The organism is Allolucifera butyrica (genome assembly GCF_900476375.1).
Taxonomy (GTDB): Bacteria; Bacillota; Negativicutes; order Sporomusales; family UPPP01; genus Lucifera; species Lucifera butyrica.
In genome coordinates, this window is the sequence record NZ_UPPP01000063.1 from 1 (window position 1) to 21,410 (window position 21,410).

General features: G+C 51.0%; 18 protein-coding genes and 1 riboswitch. Of the genes, 3 read left to right on the plus strand and 15 right to left on the minus strand.

From position 1 onward, the window contains the following. The 9 genes from hypF to LUCIF_RS07715 all read right to left on the minus strand — a co-directional run. On the minus strand, positions 1–1,199 hold a 1,199-nt coding region (gene hypF / locus LUCIF_RS07680; RefSeq protein ID WP_207857206.1), incomplete at its 3' end, for a carbamoyltransferase HypF. Between the two features lie 198 nt (positions 1,200–1,397). Continuing rightward, positions 1,398–1,844 carry a 3D domain-containing protein gene (locus LUCIF_RS07685; protein ID WP_122627294.1) on the minus strand — a complete coding sequence of 149 codons (447 nt, stop codon included), beginning with the start codon at positions 1,842–1,844 and terminating at the stop codon, positions 1,398–1,400. Positions 1,845–1,846: 2 nt separating this feature from the next. Then, a riboswitch (cyclic di-AMP (ydaO/yuaA leader) is annotated at positions 1,847–1,975 on the minus strand. Positions 1,976–2,217: 242 nt separating this feature from the next. Then, positions 2,218–2,379, minus strand: a complete 162-nt coding sequence (locus LUCIF_RS26010; RefSeq protein ID WP_165865924.1) for a hypothetical protein — start codon at positions 2,377–2,379, stop codon at positions 2,218–2,220. 360 nt (positions 2,380–2,739) lie between these two features. Then, positions 2,740–3,168, minus strand: a complete 429-nt coding sequence (locus LUCIF_RS26470) for a DUF2680 domain-containing protein (RefSeq protein ID WP_207857208.1) — start codon at positions 3,166–3,168, stop codon at positions 2,740–2,742. Positions 3,169–3,291: 123 nt separating this feature from the next. Continuing rightward, positions 3,292–4,788, minus strand: a complete 1,497-nt coding sequence (locus LUCIF_RS07695; protein WP_122627295.1) for a sensor histidine kinase — start codon at positions 4,786–4,788, stop codon at positions 3,292–3,294. Further along, positions 4,785–5,477 carry a response regulator gene (locus LUCIF_RS07700; protein WP_122627296.1) on the minus strand — a complete coding sequence of 231 codons (693 nt, stop codon included), beginning with the start codon at positions 5,475–5,477 and terminating at the stop codon, positions 4,785–4,787. Before LUCIF_RS07700 ends, LUCIF_RS07695 begins: the two co-directional genes overlap by 4 nt. Before the next feature lie 133 nt (positions 5,478–5,610). After that, positions 5,611–6,081: a DsrE/DsrF/DrsH-like family protein gene (locus tag LUCIF_RS07705; protein WP_207857210.1), complete on the minus strand. Its 471-nt coding sequence runs from the start codon at positions 6,079–6,081 to the stop codon at positions 5,611–5,613. A 10-nt stretch (positions 6,082–6,091) separates the two neighbouring features. Beyond that, complete coding sequence (locus tag LUCIF_RS07710; RefSeq protein WP_122627298.1) at positions 6,092–6,316, minus strand: sulfurtransferase TusA family protein; 225 nt, start codon at positions 6,314–6,316, stop codon at positions 6,092–6,094. Positions 6,317–6,341: 25 nt separating this feature from the next. Continuing rightward, positions 6,342–8,000: an FAD-dependent oxidoreductase gene (locus tag LUCIF_RS07715; protein WP_122627299.1), complete on the minus strand. Its 1,659-nt coding sequence runs from the start codon at positions 7,998–8,000 to the stop codon at positions 6,342–6,344. A gap of 315 nt (positions 8,001–8,315) precedes the next feature. Here LUCIF_RS07715 and LUCIF_RS07720 point away from each other — a divergent pair, with 315 nt between their 5' ends. Further along, positions 8,316–9,521 (plus strand): MFS transporter, encoded by a 1,206-nt coding sequence (locus tag LUCIF_RS07720; RefSeq protein ID WP_122627300.1) that lies wholly within the window; start codon positions 8,316–8,318, stop codon positions 9,519–9,521. Here LUCIF_RS07720 and LUCIF_RS07725 read toward each other — a convergent pair. Further along, on the minus strand, positions 9,518–10,408 hold the full coding sequence (locus LUCIF_RS07725) for a LysR family transcriptional regulator (protein ID WP_122627301.1): 891 nt from the start codon (positions 10,406–10,408) through the stop codon (positions 9,518–9,520). The genes LUCIF_RS07720 and LUCIF_RS07725 overlap by 4 nt on opposite strands. 256 nt (positions 10,409–10,664) lie before the next feature. Here LUCIF_RS07725 and LUCIF_RS07730 point away from each other — a divergent pair, with 256 nt between their 5' ends. After that, entirely contained in the window at positions 10,665–14,441 is a 3,777-nt protein-coding gene (locus LUCIF_RS07730; RefSeq protein WP_122627302.1) for a phosphoribosylformylglycinamidine synthase, read from the plus strand. Between the two features lie 432 nt (positions 14,442–14,873). Next, positions 14,874–16,634 carry a phosphoenolpyruvate carboxykinase gene (locus LUCIF_RS07735; RefSeq protein ID WP_122627303.1) on the plus strand — a complete coding sequence of 587 codons (1,761 nt, stop codon included), beginning with the start codon at positions 14,874–14,876 and terminating at the stop codon, positions 16,632–16,634. A gap of 166 nt (positions 16,635–16,800) precedes the next feature. Here LUCIF_RS07735 and LUCIF_RS07740 read toward each other — a convergent pair whose 3' ends face one another. From LUCIF_RS07740 to LUCIF_RS07760, 5 genes are read right to left on the minus strand one after another with little or no spacing between them, the layout of a single operon-like run. Further along, positions 16,801–17,925, minus strand: a complete 1,125-nt coding sequence (locus LUCIF_RS07740) for an ABC transporter permease (RefSeq protein WP_122627304.1) — start codon at positions 17,923–17,925, stop codon at positions 16,801–16,803. Continuing rightward, the gene (locus LUCIF_RS07745; RefSeq protein WP_122627305.1) at positions 17,922–18,827 is read right to left on the minus strand and encodes an ABC transporter ATP-binding protein; all 906 of its coding nucleotides are present in this window, start codon (positions 18,825–18,827) and stop codon (positions 17,922–17,924) included. The genes LUCIF_RS07740 and LUCIF_RS07745 overlap by 4 nt, the downstream gene beginning before the upstream one ends. After that, positions 18,828–19,727, minus strand: coding sequence for an ABC transporter ATP-binding protein (locus LUCIF_RS07750; protein WP_122627306.1), 900 nt, complete (start codon positions 19,725–19,727; stop codon positions 18,828–18,830). Next, a complete protein-coding gene (locus tag LUCIF_RS07755) occupies positions 19,724–20,695 on the minus strand; it encodes an HlyD family secretion protein (protein WP_122627307.1) in 972 nt (323 codons plus the stop codon). The genes LUCIF_RS07750 and LUCIF_RS07755 overlap by 4 nt, the downstream gene beginning before the upstream one ends. Continuing rightward, positions 20,688–21,299 carry a TetR/AcrR family transcriptional regulator gene (locus LUCIF_RS07760; protein ID WP_122627308.1) on the minus strand — a complete coding sequence of 204 codons (612 nt, stop codon included), beginning with the start codon at positions 21,297–21,299 and terminating at the stop codon, positions 20,688–20,690. Before LUCIF_RS07760 ends, LUCIF_RS07755 begins: the two co-directional genes overlap by 8 nt. Between the last annotated feature and the right edge of the window lie 111 nt (positions 21,300–21,410).

The following is a 21,410-nucleotide window of genomic DNA, read 5'->3' on the forward strand; positions in this document are numbered from 1 at the left end:
GGGAGATTTTTTGCCAGAGCAATCGGGACCGGCACGTAACCGCGGCTGCGCCGCAACAGATAAGGTTCTCCCTGGAAGACGGCAGTTACGGAATCATCGACCCGCCGGTAAATAGGGCGATTGTGGATGAGAAAATAGTCGGCAATGGGCTTAAGGCGATCCAAGGCATCTTCGTCTTCGTACGCAATGGGTTCATCACTGACATTGCCGCTGGTCATGACCCATATGTCGGGCGGGTCGAGGAGAAGGGCATGGACAGGCATGTAAGGAAGCAGAATCCCGATGCGGGGATTACCGGGCGCTACACTCGGCGCCAGAGCGTATTGCCGGCTTTTCCGTAGGAGAACAATAGGGCGGACCGGTCCTGTGAGGAGCTTGGCCTCACTGTCGCTGATTTCGCAGTGCAATTTGGCCGTTACCAGGCTGGCGCACAGAGCGGCGAAAGGCTTATCTTTCCGGATTTTACGGCTGCGCAGGAGCGTGACCGCTTTCTCGCTCCGGGCGTCACAGGCCAGATGATAACCACCCAGGCCCTTAACGGCCAGAATATGGCCCTCTTGAACCAAGCGGCGGGCTGCTTCAAAAAGCCCGGCCGTTCCGGAAAAACTTATTTCTTCGCCGGTGCGGGACAGCAGGCGATAATGGGGCCCGCAGGCCGGACAGGCGTTAGGCTGAGCATGAAAGCGGCGATTGGCCGGGTTTTCATATTCCTGCCTGCATTCCGGGCACATGGGAAAAGAGGACATAGTGGTGAACGGCCGGTCGTAAGGTGTCCGGGTAATGATACTATACCGGGGACCGCAGTTGGTACAATTGGTGAAGGGATAACGGTAGCGGCGGTCGGCAGGATTGCCGGCTTCCCGCCAGCAATCGGGACAAGTGGCGATATCAGGGGAAATAAGGGGGGACTGTCCGGAGCCGGCCACACTTTCCCGGATACGGAACGTGAGTTCGTTCTCCGGGGGGATTGACTCAATCTTTATAGTTTGTATACGGGAAAGGGCCGGCTTCTCGTCCTGTACCGCAGCCAGAAACGTATCAATCACCGCTGCCTCTCCTTCTACTTCCAATTGGACGCCACTGCCGTTATTTAGAATCCAGCCACCCAGACCATGCCGGACGGCAAGACGGTAGATGAACGGGCGGAAGCCCACACCCTGTACAATGCCGGTCATATAAATGCGCAGGCGAATCATCATAGCCGTATCCTCCGCTGTGAGGTTATTTTGCAGGCAAAAATTTATTTATATATGGTATATTATACTACTCGTTTAGTCTGGTGTAAAAAATGAGGGCTGCCTCAAACAGGTTGATAAACCTATTTTGAGACAGCCCCTGACTGAAAAGATATATGGTATATGGAGACTCAGTCAATATCGTGTCCTTTCGGGACATGATCAGGCCCACTGTTTTGATAGTGACCCTAATTTAACTACATAAACTTTAACATGTTGAATACCGAAATCGTATGCTTCTGCCTCCGTGCTTTTGGCAATGTCGATCCGGTCGCCCTTAATAGCGCCGCCGGTATCTTCGGCTGTCGCATGAATTCCGTGCCCGTCCGGGAACTCGATATATACCTTGGAACCCAGCGGAATGACCCGCGGGTCTACGGCAATGACCCCCGGACGAATCTTTGTGCCTAGATAGGTCAGGTCGCCCCACTGATCGTTGTCGTGAGGACCCGGTGCATAGGCGGTTGCTATTATATTGAGAGAATATTGGTACTTTTGCGGCGCATGCGATTCCGTTTTTACTTTGGCAGCAGCGAAAGTTGCCGGTACAGACATACCAAACAGCACAACGAAAAGAGCCAAAAGCAAAGTTGCCTTTAGAAGTTTCATGTGATACCTCCCTTTCTAAGCCTGCGGGGTTAGCTGACGGATTCGGGATAAGGGAGTCCCTACCGCTGTAAAGCGGATTCACCCCAAAAATGGTTTCCCCGTGTTCTATCGAACTTCGGCTTGTCCTATATGCTAACATAGGAGGAGTGTCTGATTCAAATGGAAATTAGGCGATATCAGAGAATGGTGACTTGAAATGAATTGTTTTTATATATTTATATAACGAAAAAGTATATCATCGTCCGGTTTGCTTATATATACTCATTATCGGCCCTGCTAACAGAATAAAATGCCGGCAGGATTACTTGCCTGCCGGCCCAATCAGAGAAGTAAATACTGTTTATGTAACTTGGATTAAACCTTTCTCTTGCGATTATTTTGGTTTGGGAACCGGGGTTACCGGTTTTTCGCCGGGAAATTGGATGGATGCCTGTTTCGCATTGTTTTTACCGCCGTAGGGTCCGGGACGGTTTTGTTTTACGTTACCTGCCGGCCCGTGGGCGGATTGGGTGTTTTCATCATATACATTTCCCATACTAAATACCTCCCGCTTAAACGCCGTCATAACCGGCACCGCTATTTGGATTTGTTGCCTGATGGTTTGCCGGATGTCTGCCTGGTCTGATCCGAACCGGCTTTTTTATTAGTGGAATTTTGGCCGCCCGGTAGATCTTTAAATCCCATAACAATCACCTCCGGACCTAGTTTTCCCAAAATTATGCATAAAATCCTACTTGTTTAAAAAATTAATGATTAGAAGATCAATAAAAAGATCCGGACCTTGCCGCGGCAAGGTTCGGATCTTTTGAAATGCTCTAGTAGAAAAGCGGTGGCAGCGCGGGTTTTTCCGGGCACTGGGTCCTGCACCATGAGCCCACTGCGTCAGCGGTCTTTCTCACTGGCCGTCGGCATCCTGCCCCCGCCACATCATACCGGGGCCATAGCCTCTGCCGTATCCCGGGCCATAGCCGGGACCGCCGCAGAATGTGCCGCCGCCAGAGTAGCCCATCATCCCGGGGCCGTAACCATAACCGTTATCCAGGCGCTCCTGCATCCAATTCGTCCACTGGTCGGCCTGAGACTGGGTCAGGTAGCCGAAGGCTACTTGTTTTTGCATCAGCTGTTTTTGCAATTCAAACATTTGCCGCTGCAAATCGTTCATCTGCTTGTAGAGCGGAGCCAATTCCTGCTTTTGTTGTTCCGTGAATTGGGGGTAGTTATAGGCAGCCGGCCGGTTGAAGGATGTGGCTGCCGCGCTGACGATCGAACCGGCAAACGCCAGTACCAGAAGAGCCGCCACAATCAGGAAAGCTGTTTTTTTCATACGAATCACTCCTCATACTTCGTAAAGTTTTTCTTTACGTTTAGTATAGCCGGGAAATGGGGCAAGAGTATGAAAAAAGTGTGAAAAAAATGTGAAATAAAAAAATTAAAAGTTGGGCGGCTTCTATTCCGGCGAAGCAACCGGAAACGTGAAGGTAAAGGTGGTTCCCTGACCGGCTTGACTTTCGACCTTGGCCTGGGCGTGGTGAAGATCAACGATTTGCCGGGCTATGGCCAGGCCAAGACCGGTGCCCTTATTGGTACGGCTGTGGGATTTATCCACCTTATAGAAACGTTCCCAAATAAGCGGTAAGTCCTCAGCCGGAATTCCCGCGCCCGTATCGGTGACCTGGAGTATGACCCTGTCCCCGTCACGCAAGGTATTTACCGTGATAGAGCCGTCTGCCGGCGTATATTTGAGGGCATTGTCCAGAATAATTAACAGGAGTTGGGTAAGGCGGTCGCCATTGCCATAAATGGGGGGAATGGCTGGTGCAGTATGCGCCGACAGGTTGATTTGTTTTTCCCCCGCCTGCTGTTTCAGCATCGCAACAACACTTGCCGCCACTTGTTCGAGAGGGATTTTTTCCTGATCGTTCATGGCTGCTGCGGATTGCAGCCGGCTTAGATCAAGCAAATCGTGAATCAGGCGTTCTAAACGTTCGGTCTCGCTGCGGATGAGCAGATGATATTTTTCTGCCAGACCGGGATTATCGACGGTACCGTCGAGTAAGGCCTCATTATAACCATGAATGACGGTCAGCGGCGTACGGAGTTCATGGGAGACATTGGCCACAAAGTCGCGGCGCAGTTTATCTGTTTTTTCCAGTTCAGCAATATATTTAGCCAGATCCTGGGCCAGCGAATTCAGTGCCAGTCCGAGACGCCCTATTTCGTCCCGGTTTTTTACCGGAACAAAAGTGCTGTAATTTCCCTGGGCCATGGCTTCGGCCGTTTTTTGCATTTCTTTCAGCGGTTCTACGACATGGCGTGTCAGCCGGCTGACGACGAGCAGGGCCAGTACCAGTGCGATCAACCCGGTGCCGCCAATATAGAGATAAATGCGCTGTAGGAATTGATTGATACTGCGGACCGGAGTTTGCAGGACAACTGCTTCTTTAATCTGATCTCCGGACTTGACCGGTATGGCAACCATGAGCATTTTTTCACCATAGTAGGGGTGCTCGTAGGTTCCTGTCCAGATTTTACCATTGAAAACTGCCGCCAACTGCCTGCCGGGAAGTTGGCGGCCGAATGGCTGCATCATCGCAGATCTTCCCATTCCCATGTGGCTTTGCATCATTGGCATCTGCATGCCGTAATGCATTCCGGGCGTTGACATGGCAACAAGCTGGCGGTCCTTATTGATAATCCAGATCCGGGCATTGAGAAGGTCGTCCATTTGATTGATATATTCGTTTATGCCATTAAAATTGCCCGACTTTTCCAGAACGGCGACAGCACGGGAAAGTTCCGTCCCTTTATTGATCAGTTCCTGTTGTCTGGTGCTTAAGACCTGATCTTTGAAAACCATCGATACACCGAATAAAACACCGGCGAGAGTGACGAGAATAACCAGCATAAAACTGAATAACAGTCTAAGTCGCAGCGAATGTTTCATTGCCGCACCTCAAACCGGTAACCGACCCCCCAAACGGTCTGGATATCCCAGGGGGTCGTATCTTTAGCTCCTAATTTTTGTCGCAGCCGCTTAATATGGCTATCGACAGTCCGCGTTTCCCCGCAATAGGTATAACCCCATACCTTCTCCAGCAAGAGCTCGCGGCTAAAGGTCCGGCCCGGGTGGGAAGCCAGACACCACAACAGTTCCATTTCTTTGCCCGTAAGCGGCACAACCCGGCCTGCTACATTGATGGAATGCTCGCTGCAATTGATTTCCAGATCGCGAAAGTGTAAGACTTCCGCTTTGAGAAAATCCCCATCCGATACACGGCGCAGGACGGCATTGACCCGGGCGACAACTTCCCGTGGGTTAAAGGGTTTGGTAATATAATCATCGGCTCCCAGTTCCAGGCCCAGAATGCGGTCTTCATCTTCCGCCCGGGCGGTCAGCATAATGATGGGGACCCGGGAGAATTTGCGGATTTGCCGGCAGACTTCAATTCCATCCAATACCGGCAGCATAACATCCAGGATCACCATACCGGGCGCAGTCTGTTCAACTTTACGGATTGCCTCCACGCCGTCGGCCGCTTCTTCGACCGTAAACCCCTCTTTTTGGAAGTAAAGGGAAAGCAATTCCCGGATTTGTGCATCATCATCCACGATAAGGATCGTTTGCCCTGCCATACGGAGGACCTCCTTTCCGCCAGACATTTCTTCTATTCTCCCTTATTATACAATAGAGGGACTCCCTTGCCCATATAAGCAAAAAAGGGAAAAGCCGTCAACAGACAGGTTGACGGCCGAAAAGAGACTGATTTTAGATAAATAAATTGACATTGGCTTCGTCGGCATGCCCCAAATAAGTAGCGACGCCGGCAAAATCAATTCCTTCAATTAATTCTTCCTTAGTAATGCCCATGACATCCATGGACATGGTGCAGGCGACAATATTTACGCCGAGAGCTTGCGCGCTCTGAATTAATTCGGGCAGAGTGTTGACATTTTTTTGTTTCATCATATGCTGCATCATCTTGGCTCCGAGCCCGCCGAAATTCATCTTTGACAATCCCAGCCGGCCGGCCCCGCGCGGCATCATCCAGCCGAACATTTTTTCCAGAAACCCTTTTTTTACCGGGACCGATTCCTCTTTGCGCAAAACATTTAAGCCCCAAAAAGTAAAGAATAAAGTCACTTCATCGCCCATTGCCAGAGCTCCGTTGGCAATGATAAAAGCAGCCATTACCTTGTCAAGGTCATTGCTGAAAACAATAATTGTCTTTTTGGCCACACTGCTCACCTCACCCTTTCTCAATTCTGGCGGTGATTACGTTGTCTTTTTCCTCTAAAGACAGCAGCGTATTGCCTGTTTTTTTGCACCAGGCGGCAACATCTTTTTTAAAGCCGTGGTCGGTTGCCTCAATCAGGACGGTATCTCCTGAAGCGGCTTGTTTTATCTGGGTAAACAACTGGACAATCGGTCCGGGGCATTGAAGGCCTTTGGCATTAATTTTGAATTCAGCCATACATTGATTCCTCCTTATTTTTAAATTAAACCAGCGGCAGGGGATACCCGGCAATACCGCCGTCTAGAACAGTGATATCCTGAATCCCTAGCTGTCTTAACAGCGGCTGCATCAGGTAGGCCCGTTTACCGACTTTACAGACGGCTATGACTGTTTTATTCCGGGGAATTTCCTGGGAACGGGCCGTTAATTCTCCCGCCGGAATATTGATCGCGCCGGGCAGCGACCCGATCATAAACTCCGGTTCGGTGCGTAAATCGAGGACAACCAGGGAAGGGTCCTGTAATCTTTCGGCCAGGGCCAGCGGTGAGATTCCCTTAAGTTTACCGTCCAATTTATTACGCATAACGTTGGCGGCCACAATGCTGGAACTCATAGCCATGGAAAAGGGCGGGGCATAGGCCAGATCCAGTTTGGCTACGTCATCGACAGTTGCGCCGAGGCTGATGGCGGTGGCAAAGATATCAATGGGTTTGTCAACTACGCCTTCCCCGAAGATCTGTACACCGAGAATTTTGCGGCTGGTCCGGTTGGCAATCAACTTAGTGATAATATTCCGGTAACCGGGATAATAATGGGCTTTATCATTGGCCGGCACCAGAACGGTCTCATAGTCGTACCCCTTCTGCCGGGCTTCCCGTTCGCTTAAACCGGTTTTACCGGCGGCAAAATCGAATAGTTTTATGACTGTGGTTCCTAAAACGCCGGGAAAGGAATCCTGGCTGGCGTTGGTAATGTTGATGGCCGCGGTGCGCCCCGTTTTGTTGGCTGTGGATCCCATAGGAATCCAAGCCGGTTCGTTAGTAACCCGGTGCCGGGTTTCGGCACAATCTCCGACCGCATAAATATGGGAGACCGACGTTTCCTGGCACTCGTTAACCTGAATCGCTCCGGTGGGACCGAGGGCTATGCCGGCTGTTTGCGCCAGGGCCACATTGGGGCGCACACCGATGGATAAAATAACAAGATCGGCAGGGAGACGGCGTTCCGATGTTTGCACATGGGTAACAGCCGTAGTCCCCTCGAAGGCGGTGACTTTTTCCCGGGTGTGGATGCTGATTTCATTTTCCTGGAGGTAATTTTCCAGGTGGAGGGCCACATCCCGGTCAAAATTAGGCAGGATGTGCGGCGCCGCTTCCACAACCGTCACGTTGATACCCTGTTGTTTCAGATTTTCCGCCACCTCCAGACCGATAAAGCCGCCACCGACAACTACAGCGTTTTGGGGGGAGCGGCTTTCGGCTGTTTGCCGGATCAGCACGGCATCTTCCACTTTGCGCACAGTGAAGATATTTCCCAGTTTAATTCCGGGCAGTGGCGGCACAACCGGCGAAGCACCGGTGGCGAGTACCAGCTGTTCGTAGGAAAAAAGTTGTTCCCGGCCGGTTTCCAGGTCGACTACCGTCACTGTCCGTTCCTGCGGATTAATGGCGGTAGCATGGTGCCGGGTGTAGACGTCGATATCGAATTCAGATTTTAAAGCGTCCGGAGTTTTCACCAATAATTCCTTTTGTTCGCCGATAATGCCGCCGATATAGTAGGGAAGGCCGCAGCCGGCATAGGAAATGTTGCGGTCATCGGTAATAATGGACACACGAAGGCCCGGGTTTTCCCGTTTGGCTTTGGCGGCTGCCTTGGTTCCGGCAGCGACGCCGCCGACTACTAATACATCATAGTGCTGCATGGTAGTTTATTCACCTCGCATAGTAATGGAAATCCTGTCCATTCCTCCCCCTTGAGGGAGGGGGCTTAAGGTTATTATAAAATAACATTGTGATTTTTGCAACAATATATTTATTCATTGTCCCGGGGGAGAGGGGGCATTCCATCTGGCGAATACTGAGAAAGATGGTGCCGGTGATTTTTGAACTTGACTTTTGTTCTTTGCCGATTTATTATCATATCATGTAGGTGTTTTTAACAGTAACATGCACATTGCATTAATTAGGATATACTTTTATTGAAAAGGATAATAAATATATAGATGAGGAGTCTTATCATGAATAATAAACAACCGGTCCAGTATGGGAAAATCGGTATTCTCTCGCTGGCGCATATGCTCAATGACTTGTACAGCAACTATCTTCCCCAGATGCTTCCCTTTTTGGTGGCGCTCAATCCCGGTTTTACCGCTACCAGGGCCGCCATTTTAGTATCGGCTTTTACCATCACATCCTCGCTGGTTCAACCGCTGTTCGGATATTTTTTGGACCGCCGTGGTAAGCGCTGGCTCGTTCATGTAGGAACGCTGTGGATGGCGGTCATGCTTAGCCTCACCGGCATTGTTCATAGCTATGTAGTTCTTGTCAGCCTTGCTGCTTTGGCCGGTTTGGGAACAGCCGCGTTTCACCCCCAGGCATCCACCATGGTTAACGTCTTAAGTGGCGATCGCAAAGCAGTATTGCTGTCCGCCTTTGTCGCCTTTGGCAATTTCGGCTTTGCCCTGGGACCGCTTCTTCTGGTGCCGCTATTTCAGGCGTATGGACTGCACGCCACCGTTGTAACGATAATTCCCGGAATTCTTGTGGCGTTGCTGCTGCTTTTTTTTGCCCCGCGCAATCAGGCATTGGGAGGGACTGCTCCGGAGTTTTCCGCCGTCTTGCATTCACTGAAATCCGCATCACGGGAACTTCTCGCCATTATTAGCGTGATCGCTGTCCGTTCGCTGGCTTATACCGGAATGTTAACGATTTTGCCGCTGTATTTCAAATCACAAAACCTATCGAATATCGCTGCAAGCCATTTGCTTACTTTGATGCTTTTCACGGGGGCCGTCGGCGGCCTGCTGGGCGGCTTTATATCCGATTATTATGGTAGAAAACGCTTGATTGTCGGTTCCCTGATTGTTTCCACTCCTTTATTTCTGGTCTTTTTTTATACCCAGGGCCTTATCAGCACGATTTTCCTGGGATTGGCCGGAGCCGCTTTGCTATCCAGTTTTTCCGTTACCATTGTCGCGGCACAGGAGGCAATTCCAGATAATAAAGCGCTGGCGGCGGGACTAACCATGGGTTTTGCCGGCGGGATCGGCGGTCTTGCTATCATTCTCATCGGCCGTATTGGCGATATTTGGGGCCTTGCAGCAGCTGTCTTCGTTATTTTCCTGCTTCCAGCCCTGGCCGGTTTGATTGGACTATTTATGAAAAGCCGGCCGGCTGCGAGACAGCAGCGCGGCTTACAAAGTGTTGGTGAAGCTAAAATCTAATCGGCGATTAAGGCCATAAACCGCTCTACTGCCGGCGTAACCGGCATCTTATCATGGGTCAGGACGCCCCAATAGCGGGGCGCGACCGGTTCGCCAATGTCCAGGATGAACAAATCGCCGCCGGCCAGTTCTTTTTGAATGTACTCTTTGGCTACAAAGGACAAACCCAGTCCGATTTTGACGAGATCAATCAGTAAATCAATACTTCCCAGTTCAATCTCAGGGGTTATCCTGAGATTGTGTTTTTCCAGAAAGGAGTTGAAGAAGCGGCGGGTGGTAGTATGATTTTCCAGCATTAACAGAGGATACGTTTCCAGTTCTTTTAATTCCAGGGTCTTATGCTGCAAGCGCGCAAAGGCCTTGCCAGCAATAAACACATCCTGAATGGTTTTTTGTTTTTGCATTGTAATATTCGGGTATTCTTCGGCTTGCGGCGGTATATTGGCAACACTGACATCGACCATCCCCTTCTGCAGCAGTTCGATACAGACCGGAGAAGGACGGTTGGTGATGCGAATTTTTATATGTGGATACAATTGATTAAATTGATGGAAGTAAGGCAATAAATAATACTTGCAAATGGTGTCGCTGGCGGCAATCCGGATTTCACCCCGCTGCAGCGAATGGAGGTCAAAGAGACTGCGTTCGCCCGTCTTAATAAAGTGAAAGGCTTGTTCAATATGACGATAGAGAATTTCTCCCTCCTGGGTGAGTTTGACCTGTTTGGTATGGCGGAGAAAGAGCTTGCAGCCCAACTTTTCTTCCAGTAAACGGATGGATTGACTGACCGCCGACTGAGAAATAAAAAGGTTATGGGATGCCTCCGAGAAACTAAGCCGGTTGGCGACGTGATAAAATACCTTATAGAGCTCGAAGTTAATATCCATATATTAATTCTCCTAATGTTCATCATAATAATTATTAATTTTTATTATTAATACCATTATACTACAATGAAATTATTAATCCCACTTTTCGCAGTCCTTTGTCATTCGACAATAATCTCACGGAAACAAGACAAACTTGGTGAATTTTAAACGAAACATAAATTCATCTATTTACTTTGTGGCTGTAATTTGGGAGAAATATTGTCGCCACAAGTTCAGAGTGCGAAATGTGGGAAGTAAGTATAGGAGGGGCCAAATGAGCCAGAGCGTACGCAGAGTCTATGTGGAAAAGAAACCGGCCTTTGCCGTGGAAGCCCAGGGCATATTCGCCGATTTGCGGGAGCATCTTAATTTGCAGGGATTAACCGGGGTTCGGTTATTGCGGCGCTATGACATGGCCGGACTGAGTGAAGCGGAGTACCGGCAGGCGCTGTACAGCATTTTTGCGGAAGCGCCGGTCGATGTTATTTATGAAGAGACCCTGCCGTTGCCGCCGGCAGTCCGGGTCTTCGCCGTGGAATATCTGCCTGGGCAGTATGATCAGCGAGCCGACTCGGCTGCCCAGTGCGTGCAGCTTCTTACCCAGCAGGAACGCCCGGTCATTGCTACGGCGAATGTGTATCTGCTGGCAGGAACTGTTTCCGACGCCGAATTTAACCGAGTGAAAGCCTATCTAATTAATCCTGTGGAAGCACGGGAGGCAGGGCTGGAAAAGCCGGTTTCCCTTGCTGTAGAGGCCGAGGTTCCGCCGGATGTGGCCGTGCTGCAGGGATTTACTGCCTATGACGAAGAGGATTTGCGGCGGTTTTGGGAGGAAGAGGGCTTAGCCATGAGTCTGGATGACCTCGCCTTTTGCCGGGAGTATTTCCGGGACCAGGAAAAAAGGGACCCAGCCCTTACGGAAATTAAAGTGATTGATACGTACTGGTCCGACCATTGCCGCCACACTACTTTTCTGACCAAAATTCAGGCTGTATCAATCGATGACGGGCGTTATGCACTGCCGGTGCGGGAAGCCTACCAGGAGTATTTGCAGGGCCGGCAGCAGGTATACGCCGGTAAGGAACGGGACATGAGCCTCATGGATATAGCCCTTGTGGGAATGAAGGAACTTAAAAAACAGGGAATGCTCCGGGACCTGGACGAGTCGGAGGAAATCAACGCCTGCAGCATTGTCGTAGATGTAGACGTTAACGGACAAAACGAGGAATGGCTGGTTATGTTTAAAAATGAGACCCATAACCATCCTACGGAAATTGAACCGTTCGGTGGTGCCGCCACCTGTCTCGGCGGAGCGATCCGCGATCCTCTGTCCGGCCGTTCTTATGTCTATCAGGCCATGCGCATTACCGGCAGTGCCGATCCCCGTACGCCTTATGGGGACACCTTGCCGGGCAAGTTGCCCCAACGGAAAATTACGGTGGGAGCGGCGGCCGGTTATAGTTCTTATGGCAACCAGATCGGTCTGGCTACCGGCCAGGTTGTGGAGGTATATGACGAAGATTTTGTCGCCAAGCGGATGGAAATCGGCGCGGTCATCGGCGCCGTTCCCCGCCGGAATGTAAAGCGGGAACAGCCGGTTCCCGGCGATGCCGTGATTTTGGTGGGTGGCAGGACAGGGCGAGACGGTTGCGGCGGTGCTACCGGTTCGTCCAAGGAACATACGGCAGAGTCCCTGGCGAGTTGCGGCGCTGAGGTGCAGAAAGGAAATCCGCCGACGGAACGAAAAATTCAGCGCCTCTTTCGCCGGCCCGAGGTCAGCCGGCTGGTTAAGAAATGTAATGACTTCGGCGCCGGGGGAGTGGCGGTAGCCATCGGGGAACTCAGCGACGGTCTTGCTGTCCAATTGGACGCGGTGCCCAAAAAGTATGCAGGGCTGGACGGGACGGAACTGGCGATTTCCGAATCCCAGGAGCGGATGGCCGTTGTGGTTGCGGCCGGGGATGTAGATGTTTTTTGCACCCGGGCGGCGGACGAAAATCTGGAAGCCACCGTCGTGGCCCGTGTCACGGCAGACCGGCGGCTGCGCATGACCTGGCGCGGCCGGGATATTGTTAATATTAGCCGGGATTTTCTCAATACGAATGGAGTCTTGCAGACAACGCGCGTACGAGTTAAGGCGCCGGATGAAAAAAATAACTATTTTTCCGCCGTGAACTCCGGCAAGGACGAAAAATCAGTTTGGCTGGCTAACTTGCAGGATCTTAACGTTTGCAGCCAGCAAGGCCTGGTCGAGCGGTTTGACAGTACCATTGGCGCGGGCACAGTGCTCATGCCCTTCGGCGGCCGGTTCCAGGCAACGCCGGCCGCAGGCATGGCGGCTAAGATTCCGCTGCTGCAGGGAGAGACCGATACGGCCACGCTCATGACCTTTGGCTATAACCCGCGGTTAAGCAAATGGAGCCCTTTTCATGGCGCGCTGTACGCTGTAGTCGAGGCGGTGGCGAAGGTGGCGGCTCTGGGCGGCGATTACCGCCGGGTCCGCTTAACTCTGCAGGAGTATTTTGAAAAGCTGGGCAAGGATGAAGAAAAGTGGGGTAAACCCTTCAGCGCGCTTCTGGGGGCGTATTATGCGCAGAAGCGGCTGGGCATTCCGGCCATTGGCGGTAAGGACAGCATGTCGGGTACGTTTATGGACCTTACTGTGCCTCCTACGCTGGTAGCGTTTGCCGTGGGGATTGCGGATGCCAAAACGGTAGTCTCCCAGGAGTTTAAAGAGCCGGGCAATCCTGTGGTTTTAGTGCCGCTATTTAGAGATGAAGGGGAATTGCCGGATTTTGAACAATTGGACCGGAATTATACTGCGATTTATCGTCTTGCCCGGCAAGGCAAAGTACGGGCGGCGAATCCGGTGGGAACCGGTGGTGTGGCTGCCGCGGTCAGCAAAATGTGTTTTGGCAACCGGATTGGCGTGAATTGCGAGACCGTTATGGAGCCGGCAGCTTTATACCGGGCGGATTATGGTTCCATTCTGCTGGAGATGGACGGCAATACGACCTGGGAGGAGGAACTGCAGGACATTTCCTATGTTGTTCTCGGTCAAACGTCGGAGGAGCCGGTCATCCGGGTAAACGACAGGGAGATTGGTTTGACTGAGGCGCAGGCTGCCTGGCAGCAGCCATTGGCAGCAGTATTTCCTACCCGGACGGTACCGCCGGCGGATGGAGTCCCCGCTTTTGCTCCCTTTGGAATAGGTGGAGAATTGTCTCAGCAGGCGGGCAACCGGGGAACCGCCCGGCCAAGAGTATTGATTCCTGTTTTTCCCGGCACCAACTGCGAGTATGATTCCGCACGGACTTTTGAAGCCGCCGGCGGCCAGGCGGAAATGCTGGTTATCCGGAATCTTTCCCCAGCGGATGTGGAAGAGTCCATCCGGGCCATGGTTGATAAAATCAAGCAGGCTCAGATTATTATGCTGCCCGGCGGCTTCAGCGCCGGCGATGAACCGGACGGATCAGGCAAGTTTATTGCTACCATGTTTCGTAATCCGCGCATCAAGGAAGCGGTCCGGGAGTTTTTGCAGCGCCGGGACGGACTGATGCTGGGCATATGCAACGGTTTTCAGGCGCTGATCAAGCTGGGGCTGGTGCCTTACGGCGATATCGTCGAAATCAATGAGACTTCTCCCACGCTTACCTATAACAGCATTGGCCGTCATGTTTCCCGTATGGCGACGACCCGGATTGTTTCCAACCGGTCGCCTTGGCTGCGCTATACGGCGACGGGCGACATGCATACTATTCCCGTTTCGCATGGGGAAGGGCGGTTTGTGGCGACGATGGAGGAATTTTCCCGGCTGTCCCGGCAGGGACAGATTGCTACGCAATATGTGAATTTTGCGGGCGAACCTGCTTATGAAATCGAATTCAATCCGAACGGTTCGTATCAGGCTGTGGAAGGGATTACCAGCCCCGATGGACGGATTCTTGGGAAAATGGGCCATTCGGAACGGATTGGTTCTTTCGTCGGCAAAAATGTTCCCGGTAATAAAGATCAAAGAATTTTTGCCGCCGGCATTGACTACTTCCGCTAAAAGAGGACAGACTATAAAAAGAATACAAGGAGGCTCCTGTCAATCCCGCTATGACTGTTGCATATTGTAGTATTACAGTAAGCACAGGGAGGGGTTGATAAGGGTTGAATGGAGAATTAACCGCCTTGCATTGGGTGTTTATGCCGTTTATAGTGCTTATCCTGGCTGTGATGGTATTGCGCCGTCGGTCTGGCCGTAACTACGATTGTGGCTATTTTCCTGATTTAGACGGATAAAAGGCTGTCACGCTGAAGCGAGGCAGCCTTTTTAGCTTTTTAATGTCGCTGATGAAGTGTCAATTGTTCTTTTGACGTGCATTTGACTGTAAGATGTATAGTGTATTCAAATGGTTTTGACATTGATTTTCCTTAAAATGTATAGTATAACTAAATGATAGTGCAAAAATAGAAAGCTAAAGTTGGGAGAGAACACATGAATATCATTTCTAGTAAAATCTTTGAAGGTAAAATTACGATCCGGTTGAAAGACAGAGTGTGTGAGACATCGGAAGAGTTATTGTCCAGCGATTTGTTTGCTAAAGTTCTGAAACTGGCGGTTAAGGAACTAGAGCAGCGGGATTCCATTATGCTGGATATATTTGAAGATAAGAGCAAGATTCGCAACGAAGATATCAGCCTTTTGATTGAAACGTTCCAATTCTTATATAAAATGCCCATTCACCTTGTGCCGAATGTGGTTGAAGGTTCGCGGCCCTTTTTGCGGAATCCCTATCTTCTGAATGATTTTTTGCAATATCTGTATAATTTCTGGCGTCATTTCAACCGCTTCATTATTTGTAATTCCAATGGGGATATGCTGGATAAGCGCCCGTACCGGACCTTTCATTCCACCATTGAACAACTGGGCCATTTGGTCCGTAAGACTTACCGGGATTTGCAGGATAATATTACGGGCAATCATCCTAATGTATACCGCCAGGTTGTGGCCGGGGCGGAAATTGCTACGGTTTGCATAACCAAGAATCTCGTTTTCCCCGGCGGGGCTTACGAAAAATTGCGCAATATCCCGGTAATCCGGCAAGTTCTTTTATACCCGCCGCTGGTTTTGAACCCGCCGATGAACAAACGGAAAGGCAAGTTTGAACGGGTGGGCCGCAATCCGCTGGAACTGATTGATATAAAGGATGACGAATGGCTGTGCTATCCGGCGAAAGTGGGACCACTGGTAATTTACATCTATTTCCAGGAACGCTTTTTTGAACTTGGGTTTTCCATGGCCAATTTATTTGATATTGCCGACGACAAGGATCTGGAAAGGAAACCGAATGCCGTCTTCTTGTTTGGTACGCCGGGCGATGCTATCGACAGTTTGGCGCCGCTTCCCACCGTATTTTACGACGATGAGGAAAATGATCTTTTAGTAGGCGCCATACCGAACCGGGATGAGTTTGGCTATTTTGGCTATTTGAAGAAGATGGCCCTGACATTGCATAATATCCGGATGATGAAATCCGGCAAATTACCTTTCCATGGTGCTTTGTTCCGCATTGTCCTGCGTGGTGACAAGGAAGCCACCGTTCTTGTCATGGGCGATACGGGAGCGGGAAAATCGGAAACGCTGGAGGCCTTCCGGGTATTAGGCGCCGAAACCATTCGTGATATTATTATTATCGCCGACGACATGGGTTCGCTGGGCATTGACGAAGCCGGCAATATTATTGGTTACGGTACGGAAGTCGGAGCCTATGTGCGGCTGGATGACCTGCAGCCCGGCTATGCGTTCGGCCAGATTGACCGGATGATCATTATGAACCCCAATCAGACCAATGCCCGTATTGTTTTACCGGTTACCTCGCCGGGAAATGTGCTGAAAGGCCATAAGATTGATTTTGTTTTATATTGCAATAATTACGAAGAAATTGATGAGGAACATCCCGTTATTGAACGGTTTGCCTCGGCGGAGGAAGCACTGCAAGTATTCAGGGCCGGTGCCGTTATGAGCAAGGGAACGACGGCTGCTACCGGACTGGTGCACAGTTATTTCGCCAATGTGTTTGGACCGCCTCAATACCGGCAACTGCATGATGAACTGGCGAAAAAATATTTTGACGCTTTTATGGCGCAGGGATTATTTATCGGTCAAATGCGTACGCGTCTGGGAATTCCCGGCTGGGAGCGCAACGGTCCGGAAGCCTCGGCCAAGGAGCTCTTAAAGCAGATACAAAACCGTTAGCAGAGACCGTGGGACCGGTCTTTGCTAACGGGGCTCAAAGCGCAGGGCTCAGGGCGCGAAGAACGGAGATTGAAAAAGCACCTTGGAATAAAAATCCAAGGTGCTTTTTTGCCGTGACTTGCGCCCCGGGCTCTGCGCCCTGCGCCGAACACCGCAGGCGGTGTTCCTATGCGATTTTCTTCTGGAATTTACGGATGCTGATAACCAGGGTAATGGTAATAAAGGCGATCAGGGAGGCCACCTGGGACCAGAGAAAGGAGATACCGATGCCCTTAAGGACGATACCGCGCATGATTTCCAGATAGAAGGTGAGCGGGAGAAGGTTGCCCAGGGCGTTGAACAAGAACGGCATGGCTTCCCGGGGAAACATAAAACCGGAAAGAAGAATACTGGGCAAAAGCACAAAGAAGGACATCTGCATAGCCTGCATCTGGGTCTTAGTGACTGTGGAAATAAGAACACCTAAAGAAAGAGAGGCCACAATAAAGATGGAGGTAAGGGCATACAACAAGCCGAGACTGCCGCGCATGGGCAGGTCAAAAATAAGGATTCCCACCATCAGGGCTAACGTGGCCTGAATGTAGCCGACAAACACGTAGGGGATGATTTTTCCCAGCATCAGCTCATAGGTTTTCAAAGGGGTAACAATCAACTGTTCCAGGGTGCCGCGCTCCCGCTCGCGGACAATGGCCATGGAAGTGATCATGACCATTGTCATGGTCAGTACTACCCCCAGAATGCCCGGCACCATATAAAAGGCGGATACAAAATCCGGATTATACCAGGGACGGATGCGGATATCATAAGGCTGTTCCAGGTTTTTGCCCAGAGTTCCCCGGGCGCGCTGGATCAAAACATCCTGGGATTTTAGCTGGCCGATGATTTGGGCGGTGCTGATGGCGGAATTGGCCGAAAGGGAATCGGAGGCGTCGACGATTACCTGCACCGAGCCGGTGCGACCGTGTTTCAGATTTTCGGTAAAATCGGGGGGGATGACGATGCCCACTTTGGCGTCACCTTTGGCGATGGCGTCATCGACTCCCTGATAACTGCCGGCAACCTGCTTTATATCATAATAGCCGCTCGCTTCAAAAGCGGATATAAGGTCGCGCCCCTCCTGGCCGAGAGATTGGTCGAAAACAATCGTGGGCAGGTGTTTGACATCGGTGTTAATGGCAAAGCCGAATACGAGCAATTGAATGATCGGCATGCCAACCATCATAATAAAGGTAAGGCGGTCCCGTTTCATCTGAATAAATTCTTTAATCAAAAGTGCCTTCAAACGGTTCATACAACCAACTCCTTACGCTGGGACTTTACGTAATAAACAAATACATCTTCCAGGGCCGGCGTAATGACCTGATAATCATAAGCTTGAAAATCCGGCAAGTCTTCCCGGCGGACCAGCAGGTGGACACTGGTGCCGTAGGGATAAGCATCCAGCGCGGAATTTTGCCCGGTAATCAGTTGCTGCAAAAGGTTCATGGGGTCTGACGCGGGAATTTCCAGCAAGACGCCGGGCAGGCCTTGTTTTAACACGTCGGGGGTATTACTGGCAATCAGGTTGCCTTCGTAAATAAAGCCGATTTGGTCGCAGTGCTCCGCCTCATCCATAAAGTGAGTCGTTACCATAACCGTTGTGCCGTCCGCCGCCAGTTTATAAATAATGTCCCAGAACAGGCGGCGGGATTTGGGGTCTACTCCGCCGGTCGGCTCATCCAAAAACAGGATGGGCGGTTTATGGAGAATGGAGCAGCCCAGGGCCAGCCGTTGCTTCCAGCCGCCGGACAGGTTGACGGTGAGTTCCGTTTTCCGGTCCTTAAGCCCGGCCATGGTCAGCATTTCCTCAATCCGCTTTTTTTTGATATCGGCGGCAAGGCTGTACATACCGGCATAAAATTCTAAATTCTCGATTACCGTTAGATCGTCATAGAGACTGAATTTTTGCGACATATAGCCGATGCGGCTTTTGATTTGTTCTGCGTGCTGAGCCAAGTCCAAGCCCAGGATGGAGCCGCCGCCGGCCGAAGGTTCCAAAAGGCCGCACAGCATGCGGATTGTTGTCGATTTTCCGGAGCCGTTGGGTCCCAGAAAGCCGTAAATGCTGCCTTGGGCAATTTGCAGATTGATTTGGTTTACGGCGACAAAGCTGCCGAAGCGGCGGGTTAGATTGTGCGTTTCGACCGCATACATTTAGATCACCTCGCTTGCCAGGGCGACAAAAACATCTTCCAGGGTCGGCCTGATTTCTTTAAGCGCCAGGACCGGAATTTCCGCCGCGCCCAGGGCGGAGCGGACGGCGGCGGCCGCGGCGGCGGGGTCATCGGTAATGAGATGATATTTGCCGCCGAAGGCATTGATGTCCCGCAACGGACAATGTTCCAGATGTTGTTTAATCTTTTTGCCTTCAGCCTGCAATTCCAGCACTTTAAAGGGATAGGCCGTTTTCAGCGCCGCCGGCGAATCGCAGGAGATGATGCGTCCATGATGCATGAAGGCGACCCGGCTGCAAAGTTCGGCTTCATCCATATAAGGGGTGGAGACAAATACCGTCATGCCTTCTTTATTCAGACGGTACAACATTTGCCAGAATTCCCGGCGGGATACGGGATCTACGCCGGTAGTCGGCTCGTCGAGAAAAAATACATCCGGTTTATGCATTAATCCGGCGGCTAAGGCCAGTTTTTGCTTCATGCCGCCGGACAGATTATCCGCCAGCCGGTCCTGAAAGGGCAGTAAATTGGTAAAAGTCAATATTTCTCTGGCCAATTCCGTGACACGAGCGGAGGAGGCGCCATAGAGCGAGCCAATAACCCGGATATTTTCCATAACTGTCAAGTCGCCATAAAGACTGAATTTCTGGGGGACATAGCCAAGCCGCCCTTTCACTGTTTCGGGAGCTTGGCTGCCTAAGAGGGTGAGCGTGCCGCCGGAAGGATCCAAAAGACCGGTAATCATCCGGATGGTTGTCGTTTTTCCCGCACCGTCCGGTCCCACCAGTCCGAAGATTTCGCCCTTGTTGACGGTAAGCGAAATACCGTCGACAGCCGTTAGGGAGCCAAACTGCTTGGAGATATTATTCAGTCGGATCATTGCAGCACCACATCGGCGGGCATTCCCGGTTTTAGCAGGCCGTCCCGGTTGTCAATTTTTACTTTTACGGCGAATACCAAATTGGCCCGTTCCCGTTCGGTGATACTTTGCCGGGGAGTGAATTCGGCATTCTGGCTGATTTCTTTAATTTCACCCTGAAATTTTCTATCCGGGAAGGAATCAATTTTAACGATGGCGGGCTGACCAATTTTTAACAGGCCCAGTTGGGAGGATGCTACGTAAATCTTGACCCAGGCATCACTCATATCGCCTACGGTGGCAATTGGCACGCCGGCATTGACATACTCGCCATTTTCAAAATTTTTGGTAAGAATTAAGCCGTTTAACGGACTATGAACCGTGGTGTCGTCGACCTGGGTACGGCTGGCAGCCACAATAGCCTTCGACCGGGCTACTTCCAGTTTTTGCGCTTCAATAACATCGGCGCGGTTTCCTTCATTTACCAGGCTCTGCTGGGACTCCGCCGTCTGGAGAGAACTATGGGCCACTTCATAAGCGGATTGGGCGGCATCAAGCTGCTGGGCCGAAATTGCGTTATGGGCATACAGCATACGGTAACGGTCCCAATCAAGCTTTGCTTTTTCATAGACGGCGCGAGCCGAGGTCAGGCTGGCGGCAGCTTCTTCTTTTTCCTGAGAACGGGACCCTTTGACAAGATCGTCCAATTGGGCCCGGGCTTTGGCCAGAGCGGCTTCATCCCGGAGAAGCTGGGCCTTTAGGTCTGGACGGTCGATTGTAAGCATGACCTGGCCGTTTTTGACCCGGTCCCCTGCTTGAAAAGACATATGCTGGATGTAACCGCTTACCTTGGCGGTAATATCGGCTCGGGTCACTTCAATGGTACCGGTGGCGGTAATCCCCTTTTCTTTGGGGGCGAATAATTTGTAGCCGGAGGCGGCGGCGAGTACCGCAAAGAGAGCTACACCGGCAATGAGTTTTTTATTCATGCTGATTCCTCCTAACACCATGTATAAAGATGTCGAGGGCTTGCAATACATGTTTTTCGTCCCGGTCGGGGACCGAAGGCAGCATGCCGCCGAAAATCGGCTCGCCAATAAAGTAAAAATTAACGATGCCGACGAGAGCAATGGTGGCAAAGGCAGGGTCAATGCCGGCCCGGATTTGGCCGCATTCAATCCCTTCCTGCAGGATCGCGTGAAGCACCTGATAGGCCCGCCCAAAGTGCTTTTTTACTACTGTTTCCAGACAGGTTGTGGGATTGCTGAGTTCACCGTACAGATACCGGCGAAAATACGGAAAACGGCGGTGAATTCCCATAACCCCCAGACCGAATTTTTTAATCCGGTCAAGGGGTGTCAGGTTTTGGTCGTCTATGGCGGCAATGGTGCTGGCAACTTTGGACAGGTGCATTTCGAGCACTGCGCTGTAAAGACCTTCTTTGCCGCCGAAATGATAGGATATGAGAGCGCTGTTTACGCTGGCGGCTTCAGCCACTTCCCGGATTGAGACGGCGGCAAAGCCCCGTTCGGCAAATAATTTGGAGGCCGCTTCGAGCAGTTTTGCAGAAGAATCTTTTTCCATGTCGTCCATTTCCCTTCCCTTAATTAATCGATTGATTAAAATGTAGCACAAATAAAATTATTTGTCTATCATTTTTTGGCAGGAATTAGTTATGTTATTCTGGAAATAATTATTATCTTT

Coding starts and splice junctions, on each gene's coding strand:
- LUCIF_RS26470 (WP_207857208.1), bottom strand. CDS start 3,168: ATGAAAAAAACAGCTTTCCTGATTGTGGCGGCTCTTCTGGTACTGGCG.
- LUCIF_RS07710 (WP_122627298.1), bottom strand. CDS start 6,316: ATGGCTGAATTCAAAATTAATGCCAAAGGCCTTCAATGCCCCGGACCG.
- LUCIF_RS07735 (WP_122627303.1), top strand. CDS start 14,874: ATGAATATCATTTCTAGTAAAATCTTTGAAGGTAAAATTACGATCCGG.
- LUCIF_RS07695 (WP_122627295.1), bottom strand. CDS start 4,788: ATGAAACATTCGCTGCGACTTAGACTGTTATTCAGTTTTATGCTGGTT.
- LUCIF_RS07755 (WP_122627307.1), bottom strand. CDS start 20,695: ATGAATAAAAAACTCATTGCCGGTGTAGCTCTCTTTGCGGTACTCGCC.
- LUCIF_RS07725 (WP_122627301.1), bottom strand. CDS start 10,408: ATGGATATTAACTTCGAGCTCTATAAGGTATTTTATCACGTCGCCAAC.
- LUCIF_RS07685 (WP_122627294.1), bottom strand. CDS start 1,844: ATGAAACTTCTAAAGGCAACTTTGCTTTTGGCTCTTTTCGTTGTGCTG.
- LUCIF_RS07740 (WP_122627304.1), bottom strand. CDS start 17,925: ATGAACCGTTTGAAGGCACTTTTGATTAAAGAATTTATTCAGATGAAA.
- LUCIF_RS26010 (WP_165865924.1), bottom strand. CDS start 2,379: ATGGGAAATGTATATGATGAAAACACCCAATCCGCCCACGGGCCGGCA.
- LUCIF_RS07715 (WP_122627299.1), bottom strand. CDS start 8,000: ATGCAGCACTATGATGTATTAGTAGTCGGCGGCGTCGCTGCCGGAACC.
- LUCIF_RS07745 (WP_122627305.1), bottom strand. CDS start 18,827: ATGTATGCGGTCGAAACGCACAATCTAACCCGCCGCTTCGGCAGCTTT.
- LUCIF_RS07730 (WP_122627302.1), top strand. CDS start 10,665: ATGAGCCAGAGCGTACGCAGAGTCTATGTGGAAAAGAAACCGGCCTTT.
- LUCIF_RS07750 (WP_122627306.1), bottom strand. CDS start 19,727: ATGATCCGACTGAATAATATCTCCAAGCAGTTTGGCTCCCTAACGGCT.
- LUCIF_RS07760 (WP_122627308.1), bottom strand. CDS start 21,299: ATGGACGACATGGAAAAAGATTCTTCTGCAAAACTGCTCGAAGCGGCC.
- LUCIF_RS07720 (WP_122627300.1), top strand. CDS start 8,316: ATGAATAATAAACAACCGGTCCAGTATGGGAAAATCGGTATTCTCTCG.
- LUCIF_RS07700 (WP_122627296.1), bottom strand. CDS start 5,477: ATGGCAGGGCAAACGATCCTTATCGTGGATGATGATGCACAAATCCGG.